The sequence below is a fragment of the Streptomyces sp. NPDC001153 genome (genome assembly GCF_053598315.1).
This window is the reverse complement of the sequence record NZ_JBSFJZ010000021.1, coordinates 142,968-166,177: the sequence shown is the minus strand read 5'-3', so window position 1 is coordinate 166,177 and position 23,210 is coordinate 142,968. Positions and strand designations below refer to the sequence as shown.

Genomic DNA, 23,210 nt, shown 5'->3' with positions numbered 1-23,210 from the left:
CCCACGAACACGAGACCAACCACTACGCTCAACACCAGCCCCAACCGGCGGCTGGAGCCAACGCATAGAGCCTCCACCGATCCCGGAGCGCTTCAGATCGACCTGAGGCTCGGGCTGGGGCCGGGGCCGGGGCTCGCTCTGAGACTGGTTCGGGCTCGGGCCGGGGCCAGGACCGGGGGCTGAGGCTACGGCCGGAGTCAGGGACCGGGGCTGGGGCTGGGGATCGGCCTGAGGATCGGACTCGGGCTGGGGCGGGGTCAGGGCCGGGGTTGGGGTCAGGGCCGGGGCGCCGGGGCTGGGGCCGGAGTCGGAACCGGGGCTGAGGCTGGGGCCGGAGTCAGGGGTCGCGGCTGGGGCTCGGCCCCGAGCCCGAGCCGGGGCTAGGGCTCAGCCCGGGGCCGGGGCAAGGGCTCCGCCTGAGGATCGGGCTCGGGGCAAGGGCTCGGCCTGAGGCTGAGGCCCGGGCTCGGGCCGGAGTCGGAACCGGGGCTGAGGCTGGGCCGGAGTCAGGGGTCGCGGCTGGGGCTCGGCCCCGAGCCCGGGCCGGGGCTAGGGCTCAGCCCGGGGCCGGGGCCGGGGCAAGGGCTCGGCCTGAGATCGGGCTCGGGGCAAGGGCTCGGCCCGAGGCTCGGGCTCGGGCTCGGGCCGGGGTCGGAACGCGGGCTGAGGCTGGGGCCGGAGTCAGGGGTCGCGGCTGGGGCTCGGCCCGGGGCTGGAGCTCCGGCCCGGGCCCTGGCCAGGGCCGGGTCAGGGGCCCGGTCAAGGCCGAGCCGAGCCAGGGCCGGGTCAGGGTCAGGGTCAGGGCAGAGACACAGCCAGGCCCGGGTCAGGACGAAGGCCGTGCCAGGAACCAGGCCTGGGCGCGGAGTCAGGGCCGAGCCAGGCTCGAGCCAATCGGGGGCAAGGCCATGATCGAGCCCCAGCCAGACCCGGGGCGAGGACGAGGGCCGGGTCAGGGCTCGGGGCGGGGTTTGGGGCGGGGCCGAGCCTGGGTCAGGTGTGAGGGCAGGGGCTGGTCAAGGCTGGGGCGGGGCCGGGTACGGCCGGGGTTCACGACCGCTGGGGCACGCCGGGGTTCAGACTGCCACCGCCTCGTACAGGCTCCACACGCCGAGCGCGAGCATCAGCAGGGCCGCGATCTGCGTGATCAGCCGCAGCGGCACCTTCTTCATCAGGGCCTTTCCGCCGACGATGCCGAGTCCGGCGACGGCCCACAGACCGAGCACGGCGCCGAGGCCGACGGAGATCGGGGCGTTGTAGCGGGCGGCGAGGTTGGCGGTCATGATCTGGGTGAGATCGCCGAACTCGGCGACGAGGATCAGCATGAAGCCCGTACCGGCAACCCTCCAGAAGGACTGGTCGGCGGGCTTCTTGATCTCCTCCTCGTCCTCCCCCTTGTGCAGCAGCAGCATCGCGGCACCGCCGAGGAAGAGGACACCGGTGACGGCGTGCACGATCCGCTGGGGCAGCAGGGTCAGCACGCTGCCGGCCGCGACGGCCAGCACGACGTGCAGCAGGAAGGCGGCGGCGACACCGGCGAAGACGTAGCTCGCGCGGTAGCGGGTGCCGAGGACGAGACCGGCGAGCGCGGTCTTGTCCGGCAGTTCGGCGAGGAAGATGACGCCGAAGACGAGCGCCGTCACGGTGATGCTGATCAAGGTTCCTCAATCGGTCGGGGCTGCCCCGCCGAGAGTGCGGTACGTCTTGCGATGACACCTCGGCACGGCAGCACACTCGGCGTCCGTGTCGCGGGGACACGGACGTGCACTGCTTGCCGAAGGTCTCGCTGGCGGTCCTCGAAAGACTCGAGAGTCCGCCTCCGGGCGCCGGCTCAGGCTGGCTGAGCAGTATGTCGACGGTCCGGCGAAGAGCTACTCCCCTTCTGCGCTCCCCATCGTAAGGGATGCGAAAGGGATGCGAAGGCCACGGTGTGAACCCCGTCGCACTCGTCCCGCTCGCCGAGCCCCGGGACTCCGGTGCGAGCAAGTGGACCACCGCCCAGCGGCAGGCCTTCGCGCCGAGCAGACGGCGCTGACGAACCACCTGGCGAACTCCTGACGGAGCCCACCGGACCGAGCCGCCGCACGGCGCCACCCGAGCCGGCCGGGCGGCGCCGTGGGCACAGGCCCGGGGCCCAGGGGGCGGAGTCCCCCGGTGCGGGCGCCGCGGCAAGCGCCTACGCCGCCCGGCGTCGCATGAGGTACCCCGCCACCGCGCCCGCGGCGAAAAGGGCCACGAAGGAGACACCCGTGGCCACCCATGTCGCACCGAGCCACTGGGCGCCGTAGTAGCCCAGGGCGACGCTGTACGCGGCCCAGGACAGGCCCGCCAGGGCGGACCAGGGAACGAAGTCGCGGGCTCGGCGGTGCGCCGCGCCCGCGCAGAAGGAGACGACCGAGCGGCCCGCGGGGGCGAAGCGGGCGAGCACGACGAGCGCTCCGCCGCCCTGGGCCAGGGCATCGCCGAGACGTTCCTGCGCGGTGGTCAGGCGCCGGGAGCGGGCTATCGCCCGGTCCAGTCGCGTACCGCCCCGCCAGGCCAGGCGGTACGCCACCAGATCGCCGAGGACCGAGGCGGTCGCCGCGGAGAGGATCAGGGCCAGGATGTCCGGCACGTCGTGCGGGACCCGGCCGGCCGCCGCGTCCGAGCCCGCCGCCGCTGCCGTACCCGCCGTGATGACGAGCACACCGCTCGGCAGCACTGGCACGAACACGTCAAGCAACACGGACACGGCCACGGCCGCATAGATCCACGGCCCGGCGGCCAGTGACCCCACATTCTCGAACACCACGACTCCCGTTGCTCCCCCGTTGACAGCCAGACAGCGTACGCCGGGGGTGTGACAGGAGGGGCTTCGGGGGCGAATCACCCGTCGGCGGGTCGTCAGAGGCTTCCGGGGTATTCCGCTCACCCGAACAGCGCAGGCTGTGCGGCGGAGCCCTGCCGCGTCCGTCGCAATGGAGAGAGGCCTGTCCGGAACATCAGGCACACATCCGAACGAAACGGCGCACACGCGCAGAAAAAGGTGCACATCATGGTGGCAGCCATATACGCGGGCACCCTCGCCGCAGCCCTGTTCGCGACCGGGACCGGAGGCACCGGCCAGGGCTCCTCGCTGGAGACCTTCGGCGTGTTCTCCGCGCCGGCCGCGTCCAGCAAGCCGCAGGCGGTGGCGTACGACCAGAACCTCGTCCCGGCGGGCGCCCTGATCCAGGTCCGCCAGACCACCCGGCCGAGCGGTGCCACGACCGTCGAGCTGCGGGTGGCCGGAGTCAAACCCAACCATTCCTTCGGCGTCCACGTCCACCAGAAGGCCTGCGGCGCCGACCCCGCAGCCGCCGGCAAGCACTACCAGAACAAGCCCGGCATGGACGCCGCCCACGTCAACACGGCGAACGAGGTCTGGCTGGACTTCAAGTCCAACGCGAACGGCAACGGCGGCGCCGTCGCCACGCACGCCTGGGCCTTCCGGAAGGGTGAGGCGAGCTCGGTGGTGATCCACAGCGAGCCCGGCACCAAGGGGGCCCGGGTGGCCTGCCTCACCGTGCGCTTCCGCGGAGCGTCGTAGGCGAGGGACGCCCGGAGACCGGACGACGCCCTTCCCCCGTGGCGGGAAAGGGCGCCGTTCCTGGTCAGGCGGCTATCGGGGTCCGCTCGGCGGCGGCCCGGCCGCCCGCGGCGGTGCGGCGGGCGACGAGCCGGTCGAGCCCGAAGGCGCCGGACCCGGTGAAGACCAGCAGGAAGAAGGCCCAGCAGAACTGGACCGAGAGCTCTCCGCCGTTCTGGATGGGCCACAGCGCGGCCTGCTGGTGCACGTCGAAGTAGGCGTACGCCATCGAGCCCGAGGCGATCAGCGCGGCCCCGCGGGTGCCGAGGCCGAGCAGCACCAGGCCGCCGGCGACCAGCTGGATCACGGCCGCGTACCAGCCGGGCCAGGTGCCGGCCGGGATCGTGCCGCCCTGGGTGCCGACGGCACCGCCGAGGACGCCGAAGAGGGACGCGGCGCCGTGCACGGCGAAGAGCAGGCCTACGACGATGCGGAAGAGCCCGAGGACATAGGGCTGAGCGGAGTTGAGACGTGCGGACATGAGGGGTTCTCCTCTTCGGTGTCGGTCGGGCCGGCCGGGGACGTCCAAGGGGCCGGTCGTGGGGGCGGCGGTACCGAATGAGGACCCAGGTTAGGCCCGCCTAACCAGTGCTTGCAAGTTCAACATTTGGCCATGGTTCCGGTTTCCGCCGGCCGGGCCCCCGCCGCGGACACCCGGTGCCCCCTTCAGCGGGCACTCCGAAGGTGAACTTCCTTGCGCGGGACAGAGTCCTGATGGTCCGTCAGGCACGAGCAAACTCGTCGGCCGGGGGAGCGGAGGGCCCGCTTCATCACGCCCTCTGCGACCCAACCCCCTTGCGAGGACGCGGAGTTATCCGTTACCCGTCATGCCGGACTGCGGCGGAGGGCCGTACCGACTACCCCCGCACCTCCAGCCCCCCGAGCAGCTCCGCCGTGGCCTCGGCCACCGCGGCCACCGCGCGGTCGAAGACCTCGCGGTTGTGCGCGGCGGGCGCGCGGAAGCCCGAGACCTTCCGTACGTACTGCAGCGCGGCGGCGTGGATGTCGTCCTCCGTGGCCTCGTCGGGCAGCACGGGCGGACGCAGCGTCTTGATACTCCGGCACATGCCCCCAGTCTCACGCACACCACGCCCCGGTGCGATGATCGCGGCGAAGGCGGCCACCGACTCCCGGGGCCGACCGACGAGAGGAACCTCCTCATGACCACCGAGCCCATGACCACAGAGCACACCGTGGCCGTCCTCGGCCCCGGCGGCACCGGCGGACTCCTCGCCGCCCTGCTCTCCCGCTCCGGCCACCGCGTGATCTGCCTGGCCCAGGAGCGTACGGCCGACGCCCTGCGCCGTACCGGAATCACCGTCCGCAGCCCGCAGTTCGGCGACTTCACCGCTCCCGTCGAGGCGGACACCGAGCTGCGCGAACCGGTGGACGCCTGCGTGATCGCCGTCAAGCACACCGCGCTGGACGCCGCCCTCACCCGGGTGCCGCCGGAGGCTCTGGGCGACGCCCTGGTCGTACCGCTCCTGAACGGCGTCGAACACCCCGGCCGGCTCCGCGCCCGCCACCGCCCCGACCGGGTCGCCCCGGCGGTGATCCGCGTGGAGTCCACCCGTGTGGCTCCGGGAGTGATCGAACACGGCAGTCCGTTCACGGAGATCGACCTGGCCGGGGACGCCGTGCCCCGCCCCCTTCTCGACGGCCTCGCGGCCACCCTCGTCTCCGCCGGCGCGACGGCCCGTGTGGTCGAGGACGAGACGGCGGCCCTGTGGGCCAAGATGGCCTTCCTCGCCCCCTTCGCCCTGCTCACCACCCGGTACGGCCTCCCGCTCGGCGAAGCCCGCACCCTGCACCGCGAGGAGCTGGAGTCCCTGGTCGCCGAGACCACCGCGGTCAGCCGCGCGTGCGGCGCCCCGGCCGACCCGGCCCAGGCGCTGGCCCGGTACGACGCCTTCCCGCCCGGCGCCAAGTCGTCCATGCAACGGGACGCGGAGGCGGGCCGCCCGCTCGAACTCGACGCCATCGGCGGCGCCCTGCTCCGCGCGGCCGAGCGGCACGGCGTCCCGGCACCGGTGACGGCCCGTCTGGTGGCCGAACTGCGGGCCGCCGGCCACTGAGACCGCGTCGGCTCAGTGGGTCGGCACCCACTGAGCCGGCACCGGATGCACCGCACTGGTCCGGGCCCACGCTCGGGCCACCCGTTCGGCTGAACCTCCCCCGAACCCCAGGAACGAACTCGCCCCTCAAAATCGAACAGGCGTAGCATTGGCGTGTGGCTACGACCTATGAATTCCCCAGTGACCTCCTCGCCGGTCAGGAGGAGCTGCATCAGGTCCGGGCCGAGCTGTCGGCCCTGCTCAAGCGGCTGCCCTGGTCGGTGGAGCCGATGGACGGTTTCAGCGACGACACCGGCTGGCGGAAGGTGGAGCGGCCCGCGTCCCCGGGCTGGTCGGCGGACCAGCAGGCCGAGGTGGAGAAGCTGCGCCGCCGCGAGCACGAACTCGCGGTCTTCGTCAGCACGCACCGCTTCTGGGCCGAGGTCGCGGCAGCGGACCGCATGGATGCCCGCAGCAGGCTGAAGCACGCGCACGAGCAGGGCAGTGAGGAGGAATGACGAAGCCCCCGGCCATGGCCGGGGGCTCGACTGTGGGCGCGGACGGTTTCGAACCGCCGACATCCTGCTTGTAAGGCAGGCGCTCTACCCCTGAGCTACGCACCCGGACACCCGGGCAGCGCGCCCAGGACGAGTCGACAGCCTACCTTGCCGCGACCGGTGCACCGCAAACCCGTAACGCCGGGCCACCGGCCGTTTACGGGGGTTAACCCCACCCCGGTCCGGGAGCGGTCCTCATCGCCCCGCCCACCCCGGCTCGCTTACGGTCCTGGCAGACCGCATCCCAGGGGGAGTTCCCGCATGACCCGCATGAGCCGTCCCGTTCCCGTCCGCGCCGCCGCCATGGCCGTCGTCACCGGCGTGCTCGTCGCGGGCGTCAGCGCCTGCGGCGCCGACGCCGGTGACGACACGCATCCCGACCACCGTTCCTTCGCCCTGCACGGCCGCACCCTCACGATCGACTCGGACAACTCCGCCCTGGAGGTCGTCGCCACGGACTCCGCCAAGCCCGGCACCGTCGAGGTGACCCGGTGGTTCCAGGGATCCGTCGTCGTCGGCCACAACCCGACGGTGCGGTGGTCCTTCCAGGACGACCGGCTGGTGCTGCGCGTGCACTGCTCGGGGTTCATCGCCGACTGCTCGGCCAGGCACCGGATCGAGGTGCCGCGCGGGATCGGCGTGAAGATCGACAACGCCGACGGCAGCGTACGGGCCCACGGGTTCCGGGATCCGCTGAGCGTCGACACCAGCGACGGCGCCGTACGCGTCACCGACTCCAGCGGGCCGCTCGACCTGAAGTCGGCCGACGGCTCGCTGCGCGCCGACGTCTCCTCCCGCCAGGTGAAGGCGGACTCCACCGACGGCTCCGTACAGGTCCAGCTGTCCGGCGTACCCGACCTGGTGGACGCCTCCAGCACCGACGGCGCCGTCACGGTCGTCCTGCCCAGGGCCGCCTACCGGGTGTCGGCCGGTGCCGACGACGGCACGGTCTCGGTGTCCGTGCCCCGCGACGGCAACAGCGCGCACCGGGTCTCGGCCCACTCCTCGGACGGGAAAGTGACTGTCCGTACGGCGAACTGACCGGCCCGTGTGTTCGTCTTCAACGGGTGGGAGAATGGCACCACCCACGGCGGACCACAGCACGGGAGAGGGATGTGACGGCGACACCGGGCACGCCAGCGACGCGGTCGTACCCGCCGTCGACCGTCCGGGCCCGGTCCGGGTCCACGGCCCTGCGCGACACCCTGGCCCTGATGAGCCTGCCGGTGCTGGCCGCGCTCGCCCTGCCCGCCGCGTTCGCCGGCGGCGGGACCCGGCGCTGGTTCGGCGGCCGGGCGGAGAGCCAGCGGGCCGAGGCGCAGGCGGCGAAGGACGCCGCGGCGGCCGCGTTCTACGAACTGGACACCGCCCAGCGCGACCTGCGGATCTCCATAGAGACGATCACGGCCGTGGACGACTCCCCCGCCGCCCGGCGGGCCGTCGCCGACTTCGAGGCGCTCGGGCGGCGGATCGACGAGGTCAGCCAGCGCTACATCCAGGCCGTCGACGCCCATGACCTGGACCGGGACGATCTGGAGGCCGCCGCGGCCTCCCGGGCGCGCGCGGAGCTGACGTCCGCCAAGGACGAGCTGGTCCGGGTCAAGCAGGAGCTGGACCGTTTCGGCAGCTCGCTCGGGCCGCTGCTCGGCACGGCCGAGACCCAGCTGGCCCGGCTGGCGCCCGCCGTGGAGCGGGCCCGGCAGGCGCTGCTGGGCGCGAGCAACGCCCTGGACGCCGTACGGGAGCGGGGGCTGCGGGCCGATGACCTGGCCGCCCGGCTCGCCGCGCTCTCGCCGGAGCTGACCAGGCTGAACCAGGGCGCCGGGCAGCACGGGGTGGCGCAGACCCTGGAGCGGGCCGAGCGGGTGCAGCGGGAGGCAGGGGCGATCCGGGCCGAGGCCGAGCGGCTGCCGGAGAAGGCCGCCGAGATCGACCACCGGCTGGTCAGCCTGCGCACCCGCGCCCAGGCGCTCACCACCAGGGCCGCACAGGTGGACCCGGTGCTGAGCGAGCTGCGCCGTCGGTTCGCCGCCGCCTGCTGGCAGGACCTGCAGCATGTCCCCGAGCAGGCCGGGGAGAACGTACGGCAGGCCGAGCTGAAGCTCCGCGACGCCCAGGCGGCGCGGGACGCCCAGCGCTGGCCGGACGCCACCTCGCTGCTGTCGACGGTACGGGCCCTGCTGAACACCACCGACGAGGCCGTGTCGGCCGCCGGGGACCGGCTTGCCCGGCTGAACGCCGTACAGAAGGATCCGCAGGCCGAGATCGAGCGCACCCGGTTCGCGATCCGGGACGCCCAGCGGCTGGCCATGACGGGCCGTACGACCCCCGATCCCCGGCACGCCCGGCCACTGGACGACGCGGTGGCCCGGCTGGAGCGGGCGATCGCTTCGCTGGAGACCGGCCGGCACCCTGATTTCTGGCACTTCCTGACCGAGACGGATGCGGTGCGGCAGACGGCGGCTGCAGTGGTGGCGCAGATTCGCGAGGAGCGCGGGGGGCACTGAGGGGGCCCGCCGCAGGGGCAGGTGTGTTGCCGCGTGGGCCGGGCAGGCGGATATTGGGTGGACGGATGGCCTCCGCTAGCGCCCGAGGGAGGCGGACATGGCCACACACGCAGTGCACACGCGGGACACGGGGCCGCGACGGCGGATCGAGTTCGACAAGCACCTGCCCGTCGACCACCGGCTGAACACGGTCTACCGGATCGGTGCGGGCCTGATCGGCGCGTTCCTCGTCGTCTTCGGCGTCCTGGGTCTGATCCACCACATCGGCTACTTCGACACCGGCGGAGCTACGGTCACCGGCCTGAACACCAACGGCACGCTGAGTGTGCTGTCGATCTGCATCGGCGCGATCCTGCTGGTCGGCATGGTGATCGGGGGGAACGTCGCGTCCACGCTGAACATGGTCCTCGGGATCCTGTTCCTGCTGAACGGCTTCCTGTTCCTCGGCCTGCTCGACACCCCCCACAACTTCCTGGCGTTCAAGATCCAGAACGTGCTGTTCAGCTTCGTCGTGGGCCTGCTGCTGATGACCTTCGGCATGTACGGCCGGGTCGGCTCGACCCTGCCGCACGACAACCCGTACTGGCGGGCCCGGCACCCGGAAGCCGTCGAGCGTGAGCAGGCCGACCAGTAATCTGTGGCCATGCCTCGCTACGAGTACCGGTGCCGCACCTGCGGTGACACCTTCGAACTGAGCCGTCCCATGGCCGAGTCCGCCGCCCCCGCGTCATGCCCCGCGGGGCATGACGACACGGTCAAGTTGCTGTCCACCGTCGCGGTGGGCGGCACGGCGGCTGCTCCGGCGCCGGGTGGGGGCGGCGGCTGTTGTGGCGGAGGGTGCTGCGGTTAGGCGCCCGTCGGGGGTGCGGTGCGGCTCGCCTTCAGGAACTCCCGTACGATCCGCTCCCCTGCCAGGATCCCCCGCTCCGGAAGTGCCACGACCTGTGGTGCGGCCCAGCCCGCGTCCGCCAGTTCGCCGTGACCGGGGCGCCAGCCTCGGTCGGCGGCGAGCAGGAGGTCGGCGTCCAGGAGGGAGTCACCCGCCGCGAGTGTCAGCTCCGCGCCGGCGCGGCGGGCGATCTCACGGACGGCCGCGCTCTTGGTGAGCGGCTTGGGGACGGCGTAGACCTTGCGGCCCTGGAGCGAGACGGTCCAGCCGCGGTTCTCCGCCCACACCGCCAGCTCCTTCACCCAGTCCTCGGGCAGCAGCTCGCGCTCGACGACGAGGTAGGCGAACAGGTCCTCGGCGACGCGGTGCTTGCGCACCCAGGCCGGGTCGGCCGAGCGCAGCAGATGGTCCTGGACCTCGGCCAGCGGCGCGCACTCGTCGGCGAGGCGGGCGAGGACACCGGCGTGCCAGTCGGTGTCCGTCACGCCGTCGACCAGCAGATGGCCGCCGTTGGCGCAGATCGCGTACTTCGGGGGCGGCCCGGGCAGGTTGATCCGCTGGTACTGCTTGCGCGTCCGGGTCGTCGTCGGCACGAAGACGGCCGTGTCGCCGAGGTCGGTCAGCAGCTGGGCCGCCGTCTCGGTCATGTAGGAGAGCGGCTTGGCCTCGTGCACCTCCACGCACAGCAGCCGGGGCGCCCGCGCGTCCGGCATGGTCAGCGCGAGGGCCGCCGAGGAGTAGATCAGCGTGCGGTCGAGGTCGCTCGCCACCAGCACCGGCATCAGACGTTCACCGCCCTGCCGTCGGCGCCCGTGGCACCGCGCGTGTACTTGGGGTGGATCAACCCGACGCAGGTGTACGGCAGTTCGCCGACCTCCTCGACGGGGACGCCCCTCTGCGCGGCGAGCAGGCGCACGTGGTCGAGGTCGGCGCCGGCCCCTGCGCGGGCCAGGATCTTCCAGGGCACCCGGCGCAGCAGCACCCGGGTGGTCTCGCCGACGCCGGGCTTGACGAGGTTCACGTCGTGGATGCCGTACTCCTCGCTGATCCGCTCCACGGCCCGCCAGCCGGCCCAGGTCGGGGCGCGGTCCTCGGCCATCAGCTCCTTGACCGCGGTGCCGACGCTGTCGGCGACCTCCGGGAAGCGGGCGGAGACGGCGTCGAGGAAGGCCACGGAGACGTCGGCGCCGGCGAGTTCGCGGTAGAACTTCGCGCCGTGGAAGTCGTCCGGACCGACCAGGTCCGCGCGGAGCACCGTACGGGAGATCAGGCCGGAGACGGTCGAGTTGAGGCAGGCGGAGGGTATGAGGAAGTCCTCGCGGGTGCCGTAGGTGCGCACGCAGGAGCCCGGGTCGGCGAGTACGGCGATCTCCGGGTCGAAGCCGGTGATGCCCTCCTTCGCCTCGAACTCCTCGACGGCCTGGGCGAGTTCGCGGGTGATGGCGCCCTTGCCGGTCCAGCCGTCGACGAACACCACGTCCCGCGGGTCGTGGTGGGCGGCGAGCCAGCGCAGCGCGTTGGCGTCGATGCCGCGGCCGCGCACGATCGACACCGCGTAGTGCGGCAGGTCGAGGCCGTGCCGGAACCGGGCCCAGCGGCGCATCAGGATGCCGACCGGCGTGCCCGCCCGGGCGAGCGAGACCAGCACCGGGCGTGGCGACCGCTCGGCGATGACAGCCTCGGTCACCACGCCGACCGCCTGGGCGATCCGGGCGGCGGAGACGTCGAGGGCCGCGTGGAACAGCTGCTGGTACTGCTCGCTGGGCTGGTACTCCACCGGCAGCGACTCGGCGTAGTGCGCGCCGCCGCTCTGGATGGCCTCCTCGCGCTCCTCGGTCGGCGCCTCCAGCGTGACGTCGGAGAGGTCCTGGAGCAGCCAGCCGACCTCCTCGGGCGCGTAGCTGGAGAATGCGGGGCCACGGAGGGGCTCGGGCAGCATGGCCGGCCTTTCGGGAGCGTGCGGGACGTACGAGGGGACGACCGCGAGCAGGACGTGCGGGGTGTGGGCGGCGAGGCGGGCCAGCAGGCCGTCGGGGGCGTGCAGGGCGGGGGTGTCGGCGACGGAGTCGACCACGGCCACGACGGCGTCGAAGCCGCCGCCTGCGACGTTGTAGGCGTAGCGGTCGCCGGGGCCGTCGGCCGGGTCGTCGTGGGCGGGGAAGACCAGGCGGGTACGGATCGCGTACCCCGGGTCGTCCAGCGCGAGGACGGGCGAGCGGGTGGTGGTGGAGAACCGCACCTCGGCGTCCGTGACCCGCTCCAGTTCGCGTGCGAGGCGCAGGGGGGCGTACATCAGCTCCTCGAAGCCGAGGACCAGGACGCGCCGGGCGCCGGCGGGGAGGGCGTCGCCTGTACGGGCGGCCATGGCGGGCAGGGCGGCTTCGAGGCGGGCACGGTGAGCGGGCGTGAAGCCGTGCCGGCCGCCGTCGGGGAGGCCGGGGGGCCAGTGGAGCTCCACGCGGGTGACACGGCCGTACGACGGCTCGGGCGGGGCGTGCCGCCGGTCATGCTCGGCGACCAGCCGCCGCCCCTTGTCCAGCACGCCCTCCGGCAGCCGTACGGTCCCGGAGGCAGCGGCGATCAGGTCCACCCGGGCGCCGATCCCGGCGGCGAATCGATCCATCCGGTCGGCGTCCTCGGGCGAGCGCATGTCGACCAGGGCGACCACCACGTAACGCTTGCGCGGACAGCGTCCGTGCAGCTCACGGATGGTGTTCAGGACCGTGTTCCCGGTGGAGAACTCGTCGTCGACCAGGACCAGCGGACCATCTCCGGTCAGCAGGCCGGGGTCCTCGGGGAGCAGCAGATGGGAGGTGGCGTGCGAGTGGCTCTCCTCGAAGCCGCCCGCACGGGCGGCCCCGGGCACCGGCCGACGGGTGGAGTGCAGATACGGCGCCGCACCGAGCCCGTCGGCGACCGCGTGGCCCAGCCCGGTCGCCGTCTCCGCGTAACCCAGGACCACGGCACCGGCGGCCTCGGCCTCACCGAGCAGCTCATGGACGCGTCGGCCCAGGCGGTGGCCGTACTCGTACACCACCGTCGGCGACTGCGGAACATGCTTGCCGAGCACGTTCGACACCAGCAGATGGGCCCGCTTGGGATTGCGCCGCAGGGCGAGCCCGAGCAGGCTCCGCAGGCCGTCGTCCCCCACGAGTTCGACCCCGAGCCGCTCGGCGACCCAGCTGCCGGACCAGACCCCGTCGTTCACTGCGTTCCTCATGCGTTCATTCCCGCGGCGAGCAGCTCCACGAAGCCGACGTCCTCATGGGCGACGCCGAAGACCTCGGCACGGAGCAGGGTCCGCTCGGCCCAGGCGCGGTGCGGCTTCACCTCGTTCATCTTGTTCGTATAGGCCGACCGGAGTACACCCCCGCCGCCGCGTTCCGGCCGCAGGATGTCCTGGGCGTCGCTGTACTCCTCGTGGCTGACCACGGACAGCGCGTGGACGGGCAGCACGTGGGAGGGGTGGATGCAGGTCTTGCCGAGCAGGCCGTTGGCCTGGTCGAGGGAGATCTCCCGCAGCAGTCCGTCCATGGCGTGCTCGATCAGCCTCTCGCGCAGCTCGACGGCCTGCACCTCCAGGAAGGGGCTCTGTCTCAGCTGCGGCTTGAACATGCGCTCGGAGACCCGGAAGTACTCCCACACGGGCCCGGTCACGGTGAATCCGGTGCCGTCGGCCCGGCCCAGCATGTTCACGACGTCGGCGATCACCGAGGCGACGACCTGCACGTCGTACGCGGTCATGTCGGGGGCGCGGCGCAGGCCGTAGGAGGAGCAGAAGTCGGTCACGCCGAGGCGCAGCGCCAGCACCCGGTCGCGGTACTTGTCGACCGCGCGGGCGATGCCCTCCAGGGTGTCCACGCGGGACTCCCGGTAGAGCAGCTCCGGGGACTCCAGGACGGGCATGGCGAACAGCCGGCGCCCGCTCTCGGCCTCGGCGGCCGTCAGGGCCTCCAGGAAGGGAATGCCGCGCTCCTCGGTGAACTTCGGCAGCACGAAGCCGGACAGCAGCCGCACGGACGGGCCGAGACGCCGTACCAGGTCGGGTATCTGCTCGGGGGTGCGTACCCGGATGAAGAGCAGCGGCGGCTCGGCGCCGGGCCGGGCGGCCAGGTCGGCGAACTGCCGGACGAGGTTCTCCTCGCCGGACACGACGTCCGCGTCGTCGATCGAGTCCTCCAGGCACAGCACCATCGAGATCACGCCGTTCCCGGCCTGCTTGACGATGTCGTCGGCGAGCCGCGGCCGGGTGGCCGGGCTGTACAGGGTGGCGCCGAGGGCGGCGGCGAGCAGCCGGGCCGGAGAGTCGGCGGTGAACGCGCACGGCTCCCGGTGGAAGAGGCGCTGCCGCACCTCGGGGGCGATGTGCCCGAAATGACGCATAGAACTCCCCCAGGGCGCGAGCCGGAGTCTCCGTGTTAGGTAAAGGGTGGCCGGTAATAGTACGTAGGGATCCATGTCAGGGGTTCCCTGAGGGCATGAATTTCTGGTAACTCGCCCATGTCGGCGGCGCACTGGGACACTACCCCCCGCATTGTCGTGGCCAGGACCGAGAAGGCAGGATGACCGCATGACGCACGCGATGCTGAAGGGGTCGAACGTCCCGCTGGAAGCCGAGACGGTCCGCGCCGTGCTGCGCTGGGCGCCCGGGCAGGGGGTCCCGGACGTGGACGCGTCGGCGCTGCTGCTGGGCCCCGACGGCCGTGTGCGCTCCGACGAGGACTTCGTCTTCTACAACCAGCCCCGGCACCCCTCCGGAAAGGTGTGGCGGCTGGGCAAGAAGCGCGTCGCCGAGGGGCTGACCGACACGATCCAGACGGACCTGCTCGGCGTCGAGCCGGACGTCGGCCGCATCCTGCTGGTGGCGTCCGCGGACGGGCTCACCTTCGACCGGGTTCCCGCGCTGTGCATCCTGCTGCACGACGCCGCGGTCGCCGACGCCGAGCCGCTGGCCCGGTTCGAGATCAGGCCGGAGACGGGTGCGGAGACGGCGCTGATCTGCGGCGAGCTGTACCGGCGCGGGGAGGGCTGGAAGTTCCGCGCGCTGGGCGAGGGGTATTCGAACGGGCTGAAGGGGCTCGCCACGGACTTCGGTATCTCGGTGGACGAGTCGGAGGCGGAGGAGGAGCCGACGCCGTCCCAGCCGCTTCCGCCCGAGCAGCCGACGTCCGCCGTGCCGCAGCAGCCGCCCGCATACGGCTATCCGCAGCCGGTGTCGGCTCCGCCGGCGTACGGATACCCTCAGCCGGTGCCGGTGCCGGTGGCCGCGGGGCCGGTGGATCCGAACTTCCGGCTGCCGCCGCAGGGGCCGCAGTTCGTCGGACGGTGAGTGCGCCTACCGGCTCACCGTTCCACCTTCGTCTTGTAGCCCCTGCCCCACTGCAGTCCCCACCCGTACAACCGGTCCAGCTCCCCCTGGAAGCCGTACACGAACTTCACCTCGCGGCGGACGACCAGTTCGCCCTTGACGTTCTCGATCATCACCACCGCGCAGGAGCGGGCCTGGGGATGGCGTTCGTCGAGGCCTATCTCGATGCGGGGGCCGTTGCTGGGGTAGAGGGTGACGATGGCGTGGGTGCGGTCGAAGGCCGGGGTCTGGTCGTAGATGTAGACGAAGACCAGCAGACGCTTGATGGCGTCGCGGTGGTCGAGGTTGATGTACATCGTCTCGCCGGACGCCGAGCCGAACCGGTCGTCGCCGCTGAGCTTGATGTACGGCGGTGCGTTGACGTCTCCGAGGTAGTTGCCGAGCGGCTGGACGACGCCCTTGGTGCCGTCCGTCAGTTCGTACAGGCAGCCCAAGTCCAGGTCGACGTTGACCATGCTCTGGCCGTGGCCGAGGACCTCCGGTGGCCTGAGGGCCTTGAAGGGGTGCCGGAAGAGGCTGGTGCGCTGGTTGCTGTCGAAGTCGGAGGTGCGCATCCGCCAGGTGAGGTTGATGCGCAGGTGGCCGGTGGCCGCGTCCTGCTTGGTGAGGGACACCGTCTGGTGCCGCCTGCTCAGTTCGATGGAGTTCGTCGAGGCGTTGCCCGCGTCGAAGTCGGCGGCGCTGGTGCCCCGCAGCCCGTCGAAGAAACCCATTCCCGCCCCCAGGTGGTCACGTACTCGTTCACCATCACTACGCCTTCGGGGCGGCCGACCGCGTCGGCCGCCCCGATTCAGAGCGTTCCTCACCGGGCGGGGTGTCACACCCCGTCACACCCCGGATCTGCCCCGTAGGGGATCCGGCTCACACCCCCGAGGAGACCTCGGCCTTCTCGTCGGTGCCCTCGCCCTCGGCCGCCAGTGCGCGGTTGCGGCGGACGGAGGACCAGAAGGACAGGGCGATCAGGATGACGCCGACGAGTCCGGTGATGACCTCGTTGATCTCGTACTGGATGGTGACCATGAGGATCACGGCCAGGGCGCCGATGGCGTAGTGGGCGCCGTGCTCCAGGTAGACGTAGTCGTCGAGGGTGCCCTGGCGGACCAGGTAGACCGTGAGGGAGCGGACGTACATGGCGCCGATGCCGAGGCCGAGGGCCATCATCACGATGTCGTTGGTGATGGCGAAGGCGCCGATCACGCCGTCGAAGGAGAAGGACGCGTCCAGGACCTCCAGGTAGAGGAACATGAAGAACGCGGCCTGGCCGGCCAGCAGCACCGCCGACTTCTTCTTGCCGGTGCGGGCGGCCTCTTCCTCCTCCTCGTGCTCGCGCTCCTCCTCTTCCTCGAGCCGGTCCTCGAAGTAGCCCGACAGACCGCCGACGATCATGTAGGTGATCAGGCCGGCGATGCCGGCGATCAGGACCGTCTGAGCCTTGTCGACATGGGCGCCGCCGTGCTGGTGGGCGTGGGTGGCGAAGGTGAAGGAGGTGATCAGCAGGACGATCAGGGCGATGCAGACCGCCAGCATGTCGACCTTGCCGAGCTTGGCCAGCGGCCGCTCCAGCCACTGCAGCCACTGGATGTCCCGGTCCTCGAAGATGAAGTCCAGGAAGATCATCAGCAGGAACATCCCGCCGAACGCGGCGATCGCCGGGTGGGCGTCGGTGACCAGCTGCTGGTAGCGGTCCTTGTCGGTGAGGGCCAGGTGGACCGCGTCGTAGGGGTTGAGCTTGGCGGTCATGGCGACGATCACGACGGGGAAGACCAGCCGCATGCCGAACACCGCGATGAGAACGCCGACCGTGAGGAAGATCTTCTGCCAGAAGGCGTTCATCTTCTTCAGGATGCCGGCGTTGACCACCGCGTTGTCGAAGGACAGCGAGATCTCGAGGACGGCGAGGATCGCCACCACGCCGAAGGCCTCCCACCCCCCGTAGAAGACCGCGGCGACCAGGCCGAGCGCGGTGATCGCGAACGACCAGCCGAAGGTTTTCAGAAGCACTGGCTACCCAATCGTGTGTGTACGGGGCTCCCCCGCGCCGTACTCGGCTTTGCTAAACGTTGACCCCGAGTCTAGAGGTGCACCCTACCGGCGGTACCGCCGAGGGCAACTCTCACCGAAAAGCCACAGCACGAGCCCTGGGAGGGTGCTCGGCTACGAGACGTTCACCCCGAAGTCGAGGGCGATGCCGCGCAGGCCCGAGGCGTACCCCTGGCCGACGGCGCGGAACTTCCATTCGCCCTGGTAGCGGTACAGCTCGCCGAAGATCATGGCGGTCTCGGTGGAGGCGTCCTCGCTGAGGTCGTAGCGGGCGAGTTCCTGGCCGTCGGCCTGGTTGACCACCCGGATGAAGGCGTTGGAGACCTGGCCGAAAGTCTGGCCGCGCTCGTCGGCCATGTGGATCGAGACCGGGAAGACGATCTTCTCGCAGTGCGCCGGCACCTTGCCGAGGTCGATCAGGATCGACTCGTCGTCGCCCTCGCCCTCACCGGTGAGGTTGTCACCGGTGTGCTCCACCGAGCCGTCGGGGCTCTTGAGCTGGTTGTAGAAGACGAACCACTCGTCGCCCAGTACGCGGTTGCCGGCGCCGCACAGCAGTGCGCTGGCGTCCAGGTCGAAGGGGGCGCCCGTGGTGGAACGCGCGTCCCAGCCGAGCCCGATCATGACGTTGGTGAGGTTCGGTGCGGCTTTGGAGAGGGAGACATTGCCTCCCTTGGCGAGCGTGACGCCCATGATGGTGGTCCTCCCCTAGTGGTGCTTTCCCTGGTTGTCCTGCGCGTCCGGCGCCGCCCGTAAACGGTGCGGCGCCGGACGGTGCAGGTGTCGTAACCCTGCCGGGATCAGACGTTGACGCCGAAGTCCTGCGCGATGCCGCGCAGGCCCGAGGCGTAGCCCTGGCCGATGGCGCGGAACTTCCACTCCGCCCCGTGCCGGTACAGCTCGCCGAAGACCATGGCGGTCTCGGTGGAGGCGTCCTCGCTCAGGTCGTAGCGGGCGATCTCCTGGCCGCCGGCCTGGTTCACCACGCGGATGTAGGCGTTGCGGACCTGGCCGAAGGACTGCTGGCGGTTCTCGGCGTCGTAGATCGACACCGGGAAGACGATCTTCTCGATGTCGGCCGGGACTCCGGCGAGGTTGACCTTGATCACCTCGTCGTCGCCCTCGCCCTCACCGGTGAGGTTGTCTCCGGTGTGCTCGACCGAGCCCTCGGGGCTCTTGAGGTTGTTGAAGAAGACGAAATGCTGGTCGCTCGCGACCTTGCCGGAGTTGTTCAGCAGCAGCGCGCTGGCGTCGAGGTCGAAGTCACTGCCGGTCGTGGTGCGGGCGTCCCAGCCCAGGCCGACGAGGACCGCGGTCAGACCCGGGGCCTCCTTCGTCAGCGATACGTTGCCGCCCTTGCTGAGGCTGACTCCCACGAGTCCTCCATGTGGTGTCCAGGGGCGGGGAGCCCCGTCGTGCTTCGGATATGGGATCAACGTTCCGATCCTAGTGACGGGTTCCCGCCCCCCGCAGACCCTGGACCCGGAGAATCACAGGTGTCGGCCACGGTCGGCCTACAGGGCCTACAGGGTGTCGAGCGCCCTCACGTAGTCGTTCAGGTCGCGCGCGTCCGGCAGGCCGTTGACCACGGTCCACCGCACGACGCCCTCCTTGTCGATGACGAAGGTGCCCCGGACGGCGCATCCCTTGTCCTCGTCGAAGACGCCGTACGCGCGCGAGACGTTGCCGTGCGGCCAGAAGTCGCTGAGCAGCGGGTATTCCAGGCCCTCCTGCTCGGCGAAGACGCGCAGGGTGTGGATGGAGTCGTTGGAGACGGCGAGCAGCTGGGTGTCGCGGTCCGCGAACTTCGGCAGGTTGTCGCGCAGCTCGCACAGCTCGCCGGTGCAGACGCCGGTGAAGGCGAAGGGGTAGAAGAGCAGGACCACGTTCTTCTCGCCGCGGAAGTCCGAGAGCTTCACGCTGCGGCCGTGGTTGTCCTTGAGCTCGAAGTCGGGCGCCTTGTCGCCGACCTGGATCGCCATCGTCGTGCATCCCTTCGGTGGGCTGTTCGGGTGAGCGCACAGCAGAACGCTCGGGTCCACCCTACGCAGGGATCACCGGGGGCTTCCGGACGGGCTGGGGCGAATTCCAGCCCGTCCGGTGGTGGGAGAGGAGATCACCTCTTGGACTTGGCCGCCTTCGGAGTGGCCAGCCGGCTTCCGCTCCAGTCCTTGCCCACACTGACGCTCTTCGACGCCGTCAGACCGGCCGTCGTGGCGGCGTCCTGGATGTCGCTCGGCTCCACGTACCCCGAACGGCCGGTCTTCGGCGTCAGGAGCAGGATCGCGCCGCCCTCTTCGATGTACGTGGTGGCGTCCACCAGCGCATCCGTCAGGTCGCCGTCGTCGTCACGGAACCACAGCACAACGGCGTCGGCCACGTCGTCGTAGTCCTCGTCCATCAGGTCGCCTTCGACGATTTCCTCGATGGCCTCGCGAAGCTCCTGATCGACGTCGTCGTCGTAGCCGATCTCCTGGACCACCTGCCCGGGCTGGAACCCCAGCCTGGCGGCAGGGTTCGTCCGCTCCTCCGCGTGGTCCGCGGTCGCGCTCACGGGTTGCCTCCTGATCATGTCTTGATGAATATCTCAGCCACGCGCGTGCGCGAAGCATTGGCCGTAGTCCACACGGGCGGGGCGGATCGCGCAAGTACCCGGCCGTCTGGACCGCCGAAACGGTGACGATCCCGGCCGTGTCGCCGCAACTCCTGGCACCGTATCCCGATTCCGCGTGACCCACATCACACCGATGTGCCCGGTTTGCGCCGTTCGAAATCATCTCAGAATCATCCGGCGATCCGCCCCTCGAACACCTTTGCCAAGCACGTCACACCCCGGGCGTATCGTTGCGTTTTGACCGATGGAGGCACCGAGAGACACCGAGGAGATGACGTACGCGGTCCCGAGGTACACGATGGGGAACGGTGTATCCCGGTGCGGAAAATCGGCCCTCTGACAGGTATCGGCCCTCTGACAGGTAAGGAACAGCGTGGCTTCCGGATCCGATCGCAATCCGATCATCATTGGCGGCCTTCCGAGTCAGGTTCCTGACTTCGATCCCGAAGAAACCCAGGAGTGGCTCGACTCCCTCGACGCCGCCGTGGACGAGCGCGGCCGGGAGAGGGCCCGCTACCTCATGCTCCGGCTGATCGAGCGGGCCCGCGAGCGGCGCGTGGCCGTGCCCGAGATGCGCAGCACGGACTACGTCAACACGATCGCCACCAAGGACGAGCCGTTCTTCCCGGGCAACGAGGAGATCGAGCGCAAGATCCTCAACGCGACCCGCTGGAACGCGGCCGTGATGGTCTCGCGCGCCCAGCGCCCCGGCATCGGCGTCGGCGGCCACATCGCCACCTTCGCCTCCTCGGCCTCGCTGTACGACGTCGGCTTCAACCACTTCTTCCGCGGCAAGGACGAGGGCGACGGCGGCGACCAGGTCTTCTTCCAGGGCCACGCCTCCCCTGGCATCTACGCGCGCGCGTACCTGCTCGACCGGCTCGCAGAGAACCAGCTGGACGGCTTCCGCCAGGAGAAGTCGAAGTACCCGAACGGCCTGTCCAGCTACCCGCACCCGCGCTCGATGCCGGACTTCTGGGAGTTCCCGACCGTCTCCATGGGCCTCGGCCCGCTCGCCGCGATCTACCAGGCGCGGATGAACCGCTACATGGAGGCGCGCGGGATCGCGGACACCTCCAGGTCGCACGTGTGGGCGTTCCTCGGCGACGGCGAGATGGACGAGCCGGAGTCGCTCGGCCAGCTGTCCATCGCGGCCCGGGAGGGCCTGGACAACCTGACCTTCGTCGTCAACTGCAACCTGCAGCGGCTCGACGGTCCGGTGCGCGGCAACGGCAAGATCATCCAGGAGCTGGAGTCGATCTTCCGGGGCGCCGGCTGGAACGTGATCAAACTGATCTGGGACCGCTCGTGGGACCCCCTGCTCGCGCAGGACCGCGACGGCGTCCTGGTCAACAAGATGAACACGACCCCGGACGGGCAGTTCCAGACCTACGCCACCGAGTCGGGCGCGTACATCCGCGAGCACTTCTTCGGCGACGACCAGCGGCTGCGCGCGATGGTCGAGAACATGACCGACCACCAGATCCTGATGCTGGGCCGCGGCGGTCACGACCACCGGAAGATCTACGCGGCGTACAAGGCGGCTCTGGAGCACAAGGGCCAGCCGACGGTCATCCTGGCCAAGACGGTCAAGGGCTGGACGCTGGGACCGAACTTCGAGGGCCGCAACGCCACGCACCAGATGAAGAAGCTGACGGTCGACGACCTCAAGCGCTTCCGGGACCGGCTGCACCTGCCGATCTCCGACAAGGAGCTGGAGTCCGGCCTGCCGCCGTACTACCACCCGGGCCGGAACACGGACGAGATCCAGTACATGCACGACATGCGCCGGCAGTGCGGTGGGTACGTCCCGACGCGCGTCGTGCGCTCCAAGCCGCTCGCGCTGCCGGACGACAAGGCGTACGCGACGGTGAAGAAGGGCACGGGCCAGCAGTCCATCGCCACGACGATGGCCTTCGTGCGACTCCTCAAGGACCTCATGCGGGACAAGGAGATCGGCCGGCGGTTCGTGCTGATCGCCCCGGACGAGTACCGCACGTTCGGCATGGACTCCTTCTTCCCGAGCGCGAAGATCTACAACCCGCTGGGCCAGCAGTACGAGTCGGTGGACCGGGAGCTGCTGCTCGCCTACAAGGAGTCGCCGACCGGCCAGATGCTGCACGACGGCATCTCCGAGGCGGGCTGCACGGCCTCCCTGATCGCGGCGGGCTCGGCCTACGCCACACACGGCGAGCCGCTGATCCCGGTCTACGTCTTCTACTCGATGTTCGGTTTCCAGCGCACCGGCGACCAGTTCTGGCAGATGGCCGACCAGCTGGCACGCGGATTCGTACTCGGCGCGACCGCCGGCCGTACGACCCTGACCGGTGAGGGTCTGCAGCACGCGGACGGTCACTCGCAGCTGCTCGCCTCGACCAACCCCGCGTGCGTGGCCTACGACCCGGCGTACGCCTACGAGATCGCGCACATCGTCCAGGACGGCCTGCGCCGGATGTACGGCGGCGACGCCGAGCACCCGCACGGCGAGGACGTCTTCTACTACCTGACCGTCTACAACGAGCCCATCCAGCACCCGGCCGAGCCGGCGAACGTGGACGTCGAGGGCATCCTCAAGGGCGTCCACAAGCTCAGCGAGGGCACGGGCGGCTCGCTCCCGGCGCAGATCATGGCGTCCGGCGTGGCGGTCCCCTGGGCGCTGGAGGCCCAGCGGATCCTCGCCGAGGACTGGAACGTGCGCGCCGACGTCTGGTCGGCCACCTCCTGGAACGAGCTGCGCCGCGAGGCGGTGGCGTGCGAGGAGCACAACCTGCTGCACCCGGAGGAGGAGCAGCGGGTGCCGTATGTGACGCGGAAGCTCAGCGGTGCCGAGGGTCCGTTCGTGGCCGTGTCCGACTGGATGCGATCGGTTCCGGACCAGATCGCGCGGTGGGTGCCGGGCACGTACCAGTCGCTGGGCGCGGACGGCTTCGGCTTCGCCGACACCCGGGGCGCGGCGCGGCGCTACTTCCACATCGACGCCCAGTCGATCGTCGTCACGGTGCTGACCGAGCTGGCCCGCGAGGGCAAGGTGGACCGCTCGGTGCTGAAGCAGGCCATCGACCGGTACCAGCTGCTGGACGTGTCGGCGGCGCATCCGGGGGCGGCGGGCGGCGACGCGTAGCCTCCCCCACTCTCGGCTGCGCTCGAGCGGGGGCACCCCCATCGCTCGGCTTTGACCGGGCGGCAACCGGGGAGGGCCTGCGTGTTCGATGCCGGGTGCGGGGGCTGCGTGGCTGGTCGCGCAGTTCCCCGCGCCCCTTTCGGGGCGCGTTCGCCGTCGCAGCTCACGCTCACGACGTATGTCGCACATCCGGACGCCGGGTGACGCGGTGTGGTCGTCGTTCACGACGACCCGGCAACTACCCCGCAGCCCAGCCCAGTTGCCGCATGGCCAAAGCGCCGCAGGCGCTGGCGCGCGCAGCCCCCTCCGCAGCGCGCGCCACAGCCCGGCGGTCCTCCCATGGCCCTGCGGAGGACTTGACCCACTGTGACCTGCGGCGCGCGCCCGGTGCGAGCGATCTTTAGCGGAGTCACCCTGATAGGGGAACTCTGCCCGGAAGACGCCCTGTCGGAG

22 protein-coding genes and 1 tRNA gene are annotated in these 23,210 nt (G+C 70.9%); 9 read left to right on the top strand and 14 right to left on the bottom strand.

Features of this window, described 5'->3' with window-relative positions; genetic code table 11:
- Positions 1-1,076: 1,076 nt before the first annotated feature.
- Both ACWDEN_RS24480 and ACWDEN_RS24475 read right to left on the bottom strand, forming a co-directional pair.
- Positions 1,077-1,658, bottom strand: a complete 582-nt coding sequence (locus tag ACWDEN_RS24480) for a TMEM165/GDT1 family protein (RefSeq protein ID WP_450860132.1) — start codon at positions 1,656-1,658, stop codon at positions 1,077-1,079.
- A 518-nt stretch (positions 1,659-2,176) separates the two neighbouring features.
- On the bottom strand, positions 2,177-2,788 hold the full coding sequence (locus ACWDEN_RS24475) for a DedA family protein (RefSeq protein WP_450860138.1): 612 nt from the start codon (positions 2,786-2,788) through the stop codon (positions 2,177-2,179).
- Positions 2,789-3,034: 246 nt separating this feature from the next.
- Here ACWDEN_RS24475 and ACWDEN_RS24470 point away from each other — a divergent pair, with 246 nt between their 5' ends.
- Positions 3,035-3,568 (top strand): superoxide dismutase family protein, encoded by a 534-nt coding sequence (locus tag ACWDEN_RS24470; protein ID WP_450860131.1) that lies wholly within the window; start codon positions 3,035-3,037, stop codon positions 3,566-3,568.
- Positions 3,569-3,632: 64 nt separating this feature from the next.
- Here ACWDEN_RS24470 and ACWDEN_RS24465 read toward each other — a convergent pair whose 3' ends face one another.
- Together ACWDEN_RS24465 and ACWDEN_RS24460 are read right to left on the bottom strand one after the other, a co-directional pair.
- Complete coding sequence (locus ACWDEN_RS24465; RefSeq protein ID WP_351609652.1) at positions 3,633-4,088, bottom strand: DoxX family protein; 456 nt, start codon at positions 4,086-4,088, stop codon at positions 3,633-3,635.
- Between the two features lie 376 nt (positions 4,089-4,464).
- Positions 4,465-4,674: a DUF2277 domain-containing protein gene (locus ACWDEN_RS24460; RefSeq protein WP_450860130.1), complete on the bottom strand. Its 210-nt coding sequence runs from the start codon at positions 4,672-4,674 to the stop codon at positions 4,465-4,467.
- Positions 4,675-4,782: 108 nt separating this feature from the next.
- On the opposite strand from ACWDEN_RS24460, the gene ACWDEN_RS24455 reads away from it, so the two are divergent.
- Positions 4,783-5,682: a ketopantoate reductase family protein gene (locus ACWDEN_RS24455; protein ID WP_450860137.1), complete on the top strand. Its 900-nt coding sequence runs from the start codon at positions 4,783-4,785 to the stop codon at positions 5,680-5,682.
- A gap of 155 nt (positions 5,683-5,837) precedes the next feature.
- Positions 5,838-6,179, top strand: a complete 342-nt coding sequence (locus ACWDEN_RS24450; protein WP_450860129.1) for a hypothetical protein — start codon at positions 5,838-5,840, stop codon at positions 6,177-6,179.
- Positions 6,180-6,212: 33 nt separating this feature from the next.
- Here the strand turns inward: ACWDEN_RS24450 and ACWDEN_RS24445 are convergent.
- A tRNA-Val gene (locus ACWDEN_RS24445) sits at positions 6,213-6,284 on the bottom strand.
- A gap of 195 nt (positions 6,285-6,479) precedes the next feature.
- Between ACWDEN_RS24445 and ACWDEN_RS24440 the strand changes: the two genes are divergently transcribed.
- From ACWDEN_RS24440 to ACWDEN_RS24425, 4 genes are all read left to right on the top strand, one after another.
- The gene (locus tag ACWDEN_RS24440; RefSeq protein WP_351609642.1) at positions 6,480-7,259 is read left to right on the top strand and encodes a DUF4097 family beta strand repeat-containing protein; all 780 of its coding nucleotides are present in this window, start codon (positions 6,480-6,482) and stop codon (positions 7,257-7,259) included.
- 74 nt (positions 7,260-7,333) lie between these two features.
- Complete coding sequence (locus tag ACWDEN_RS24435) at positions 7,334-8,725, top strand: hypothetical protein (protein WP_450860128.1); 1,392 nt, start codon at positions 7,334-7,336, stop codon at positions 8,723-8,725.
- Positions 8,726-8,822: 97 nt separating this feature from the next.
- Positions 8,823-9,359, top strand: coding sequence for a DUF4383 domain-containing protein (locus ACWDEN_RS24430; RefSeq protein WP_351609637.1), 537 nt, complete (start codon positions 8,823-8,825; stop codon positions 9,357-9,359).
- Positions 9,360-9,368: 9 nt separating this feature from the next.
- Entirely contained in the window at positions 9,369-9,575 is a 207-nt protein-coding gene (locus ACWDEN_RS24425) for an FmdB family zinc ribbon protein (protein WP_351609634.1), read from the top strand.
- On the opposite strand, the gene ACWDEN_RS24420 is transcribed toward ACWDEN_RS24425, so the two are convergent.
- The 3 genes from ACWDEN_RS24420 to ACWDEN_RS24410 are packed head-to-tail and all read right to left on the bottom strand — an operon-like array spanning position 9,572 to position 13,997.
- Positions 9,572-10,396 (bottom strand): HAD family hydrolase, encoded by an 825-nt coding sequence (locus ACWDEN_RS24420; protein ID WP_351609632.1) that lies wholly within the window; start codon positions 10,394-10,396, stop codon positions 9,572-9,574. The genes ACWDEN_RS24425 and ACWDEN_RS24420 overlap by 4 nt on opposite strands.
- Positions 10,396-12,834, bottom strand: coding sequence for a phosphoribosyltransferase (locus tag ACWDEN_RS24415; protein WP_450860127.1), 2,439 nt, complete (start codon positions 12,832-12,834; stop codon positions 10,396-10,398). Before ACWDEN_RS24415 ends, ACWDEN_RS24420 begins: the two co-directional genes overlap by 1 nt.
- Positions 12,831-13,997 (bottom strand): HpcH/HpaI aldolase/citrate lyase family protein, encoded by a 1,167-nt coding sequence (locus ACWDEN_RS24410; RefSeq protein WP_351609627.1) that lies wholly within the window; start codon positions 13,995-13,997, stop codon positions 12,831-12,833. The genes ACWDEN_RS24415 and ACWDEN_RS24410 overlap by 4 nt, the downstream gene beginning before the upstream one ends.
- A 187-nt stretch (positions 13,998-14,184) precedes the next feature.
- On the opposite strand from ACWDEN_RS24410, the gene ACWDEN_RS24405 reads away from it, so the two are divergent.
- Complete coding sequence (locus ACWDEN_RS24405) at positions 14,185-14,943, top strand: TerD family protein (RefSeq protein WP_351609624.1); 759 nt, start codon at positions 14,185-14,187, stop codon at positions 14,941-14,943.
- A 14-nt stretch (positions 14,944-14,957) separates the two neighbouring features.
- Here the strand turns inward: ACWDEN_RS24405 and ACWDEN_RS24400 are convergent, their stop codons facing one another.
- The 6 genes from ACWDEN_RS24400 to ACWDEN_RS24375 form a co-directional block, all read right to left on the bottom strand.
- Positions 14,958-15,695: a TerD family protein gene (locus ACWDEN_RS24400; RefSeq protein WP_351609621.1), complete on the bottom strand. Its 738-nt coding sequence runs from the start codon at positions 15,693-15,695 to the stop codon at positions 14,958-14,960.
- 148 nt (positions 15,696-15,843) lie between these two features.
- Complete coding sequence (locus ACWDEN_RS24395; RefSeq protein ID WP_351609618.1) at positions 15,844-16,983, bottom strand: DUF475 domain-containing protein; 1,140 nt, start codon at positions 16,981-16,983, stop codon at positions 15,844-15,846.
- A 153-nt stretch (positions 16,984-17,136) separates the two neighbouring features.
- Positions 17,137-17,715 (bottom strand): TerD family protein, encoded by a 579-nt coding sequence (locus ACWDEN_RS24390; protein WP_351609616.1) that lies wholly within the window; start codon positions 17,713-17,715, stop codon positions 17,137-17,139.
- Between the two features lie 107 nt (positions 17,716-17,822).
- Complete coding sequence (locus tag ACWDEN_RS24385; RefSeq protein ID WP_023551098.1) at positions 17,823-18,398, bottom strand: TerD family protein; 576 nt, start codon at positions 18,396-18,398, stop codon at positions 17,823-17,825.
- A 147-nt stretch (positions 18,399-18,545) separates the two neighbouring features.
- Positions 18,546-19,004, bottom strand: a complete 459-nt coding sequence (locus ACWDEN_RS24380; protein WP_450860126.1) for a peroxiredoxin — start codon at positions 19,002-19,004, stop codon at positions 18,546-18,548.
- Positions 19,005-19,138: 134 nt separating this feature from the next.
- The gene (locus ACWDEN_RS24375) at positions 19,139-19,576 is read right to left on the bottom strand and encodes a DUF3052 domain-containing protein (protein ID WP_351609612.1); all 438 of its coding nucleotides are present in this window, start codon (positions 19,574-19,576) and stop codon (positions 19,139-19,141) included.
- Between the two features lie 433 nt (positions 19,577-20,009).
- Between ACWDEN_RS24375 and aceE the strand changes: the two genes are divergently transcribed.
- Positions 20,010-22,757 carry a pyruvate dehydrogenase (acetyl-transferring), homodimeric type gene (gene aceE, locus ACWDEN_RS24370; RefSeq protein ID WP_450860125.1) on the top strand — a complete coding sequence of 916 codons (2,748 nt, stop codon included), beginning with the start codon at positions 20,010-20,012 and terminating at the stop codon, positions 22,755-22,757.
- Positions 22,758-23,210 lie beyond the last annotated feature (453 nt).

Bases quoted from the DNA above. Each gene is read 5' to 3' on its own strand.
- ACWDEN_RS24470 (WP_450860131.1), top strand. From the start codon at position 3,035: ATGGTGGCAGCCATATACGCGGGCACCCTCGCCGCAGCCCTGTTCGCG.
- ACWDEN_RS24465 (WP_351609652.1), bottom strand. From the start codon at position 4,088: ATGTCCGCACGTCTCAACTCCGCTCAGCCCTATGTCCTCGGGCTCTTC.
- ACWDEN_RS24460 (WP_450860130.1), bottom strand. From the start codon at position 4,674: ATGTGCCGGAGTATCAAGACGCTGCGTCCGCCCGTGCTGCCCGACGAG.
- ACWDEN_RS24455 (WP_450860137.1), top strand. From the start codon at position 4,783: ATGACCACAGAGCACACCGTGGCCGTCCTCGGCCCCGGCGGCACCGGC.
- ACWDEN_RS24440 (WP_351609642.1), top strand. From the start codon at position 6,480: ATGACCCGCATGAGCCGTCCCGTTCCCGTCCGCGCCGCCGCCATGGCC.
- ACWDEN_RS24430 (WP_351609637.1), top strand. From the start codon at position 8,823: ATGGCCACACACGCAGTGCACACGCGGGACACGGGGCCGCGACGGCGG.
- ACWDEN_RS24425 (WP_351609634.1), top strand. From the start codon at position 9,369: ATGCCTCGCTACGAGTACCGGTGCCGCACCTGCGGTGACACCTTCGAA.
- ACWDEN_RS24420 (WP_351609632.1), bottom strand. From the start codon at position 10,396: ATGCCGGTGCTGGTGGCGAGCGACCTCGACCGCACGCTGATCTACTCC.
- ACWDEN_RS24415 (WP_450860127.1), bottom strand. From the start codon at position 12,834: ATGAGGAACGCAGTGAACGACGGGGTCTGGTCCGGCAGCTGGGTCGCC.
- ACWDEN_RS24410 (WP_351609627.1), bottom strand. From the start codon at position 13,997: ATGCGTCATTTCGGGCACATCGCCCCCGAGGTGCGGCAGCGCCTCTTC.
- ACWDEN_RS24405 (WP_351609624.1), top strand. From the start codon at position 14,185: ATGACGCACGCGATGCTGAAGGGGTCGAACGTCCCGCTGGAAGCCGAG.
- ACWDEN_RS24400 (WP_351609621.1), bottom strand. From the start codon at position 15,695: ATGGGTTTCTTCGACGGGCTGCGGGGCACCAGCGCCGCCGACTTCGAC.
- ACWDEN_RS24390 (WP_351609616.1), bottom strand. From the start codon at position 17,715: ATGGGCGTCACGCTCGCCAAGGGAGGCAATGTCTCCCTCTCCAAAGCC.
- ACWDEN_RS24380 (WP_450860126.1), bottom strand. From the start codon at position 19,004: ATGGCGATCCAGGTCGGCGACAAGGCGCCCGACTTCGAGCTCAAGGAC.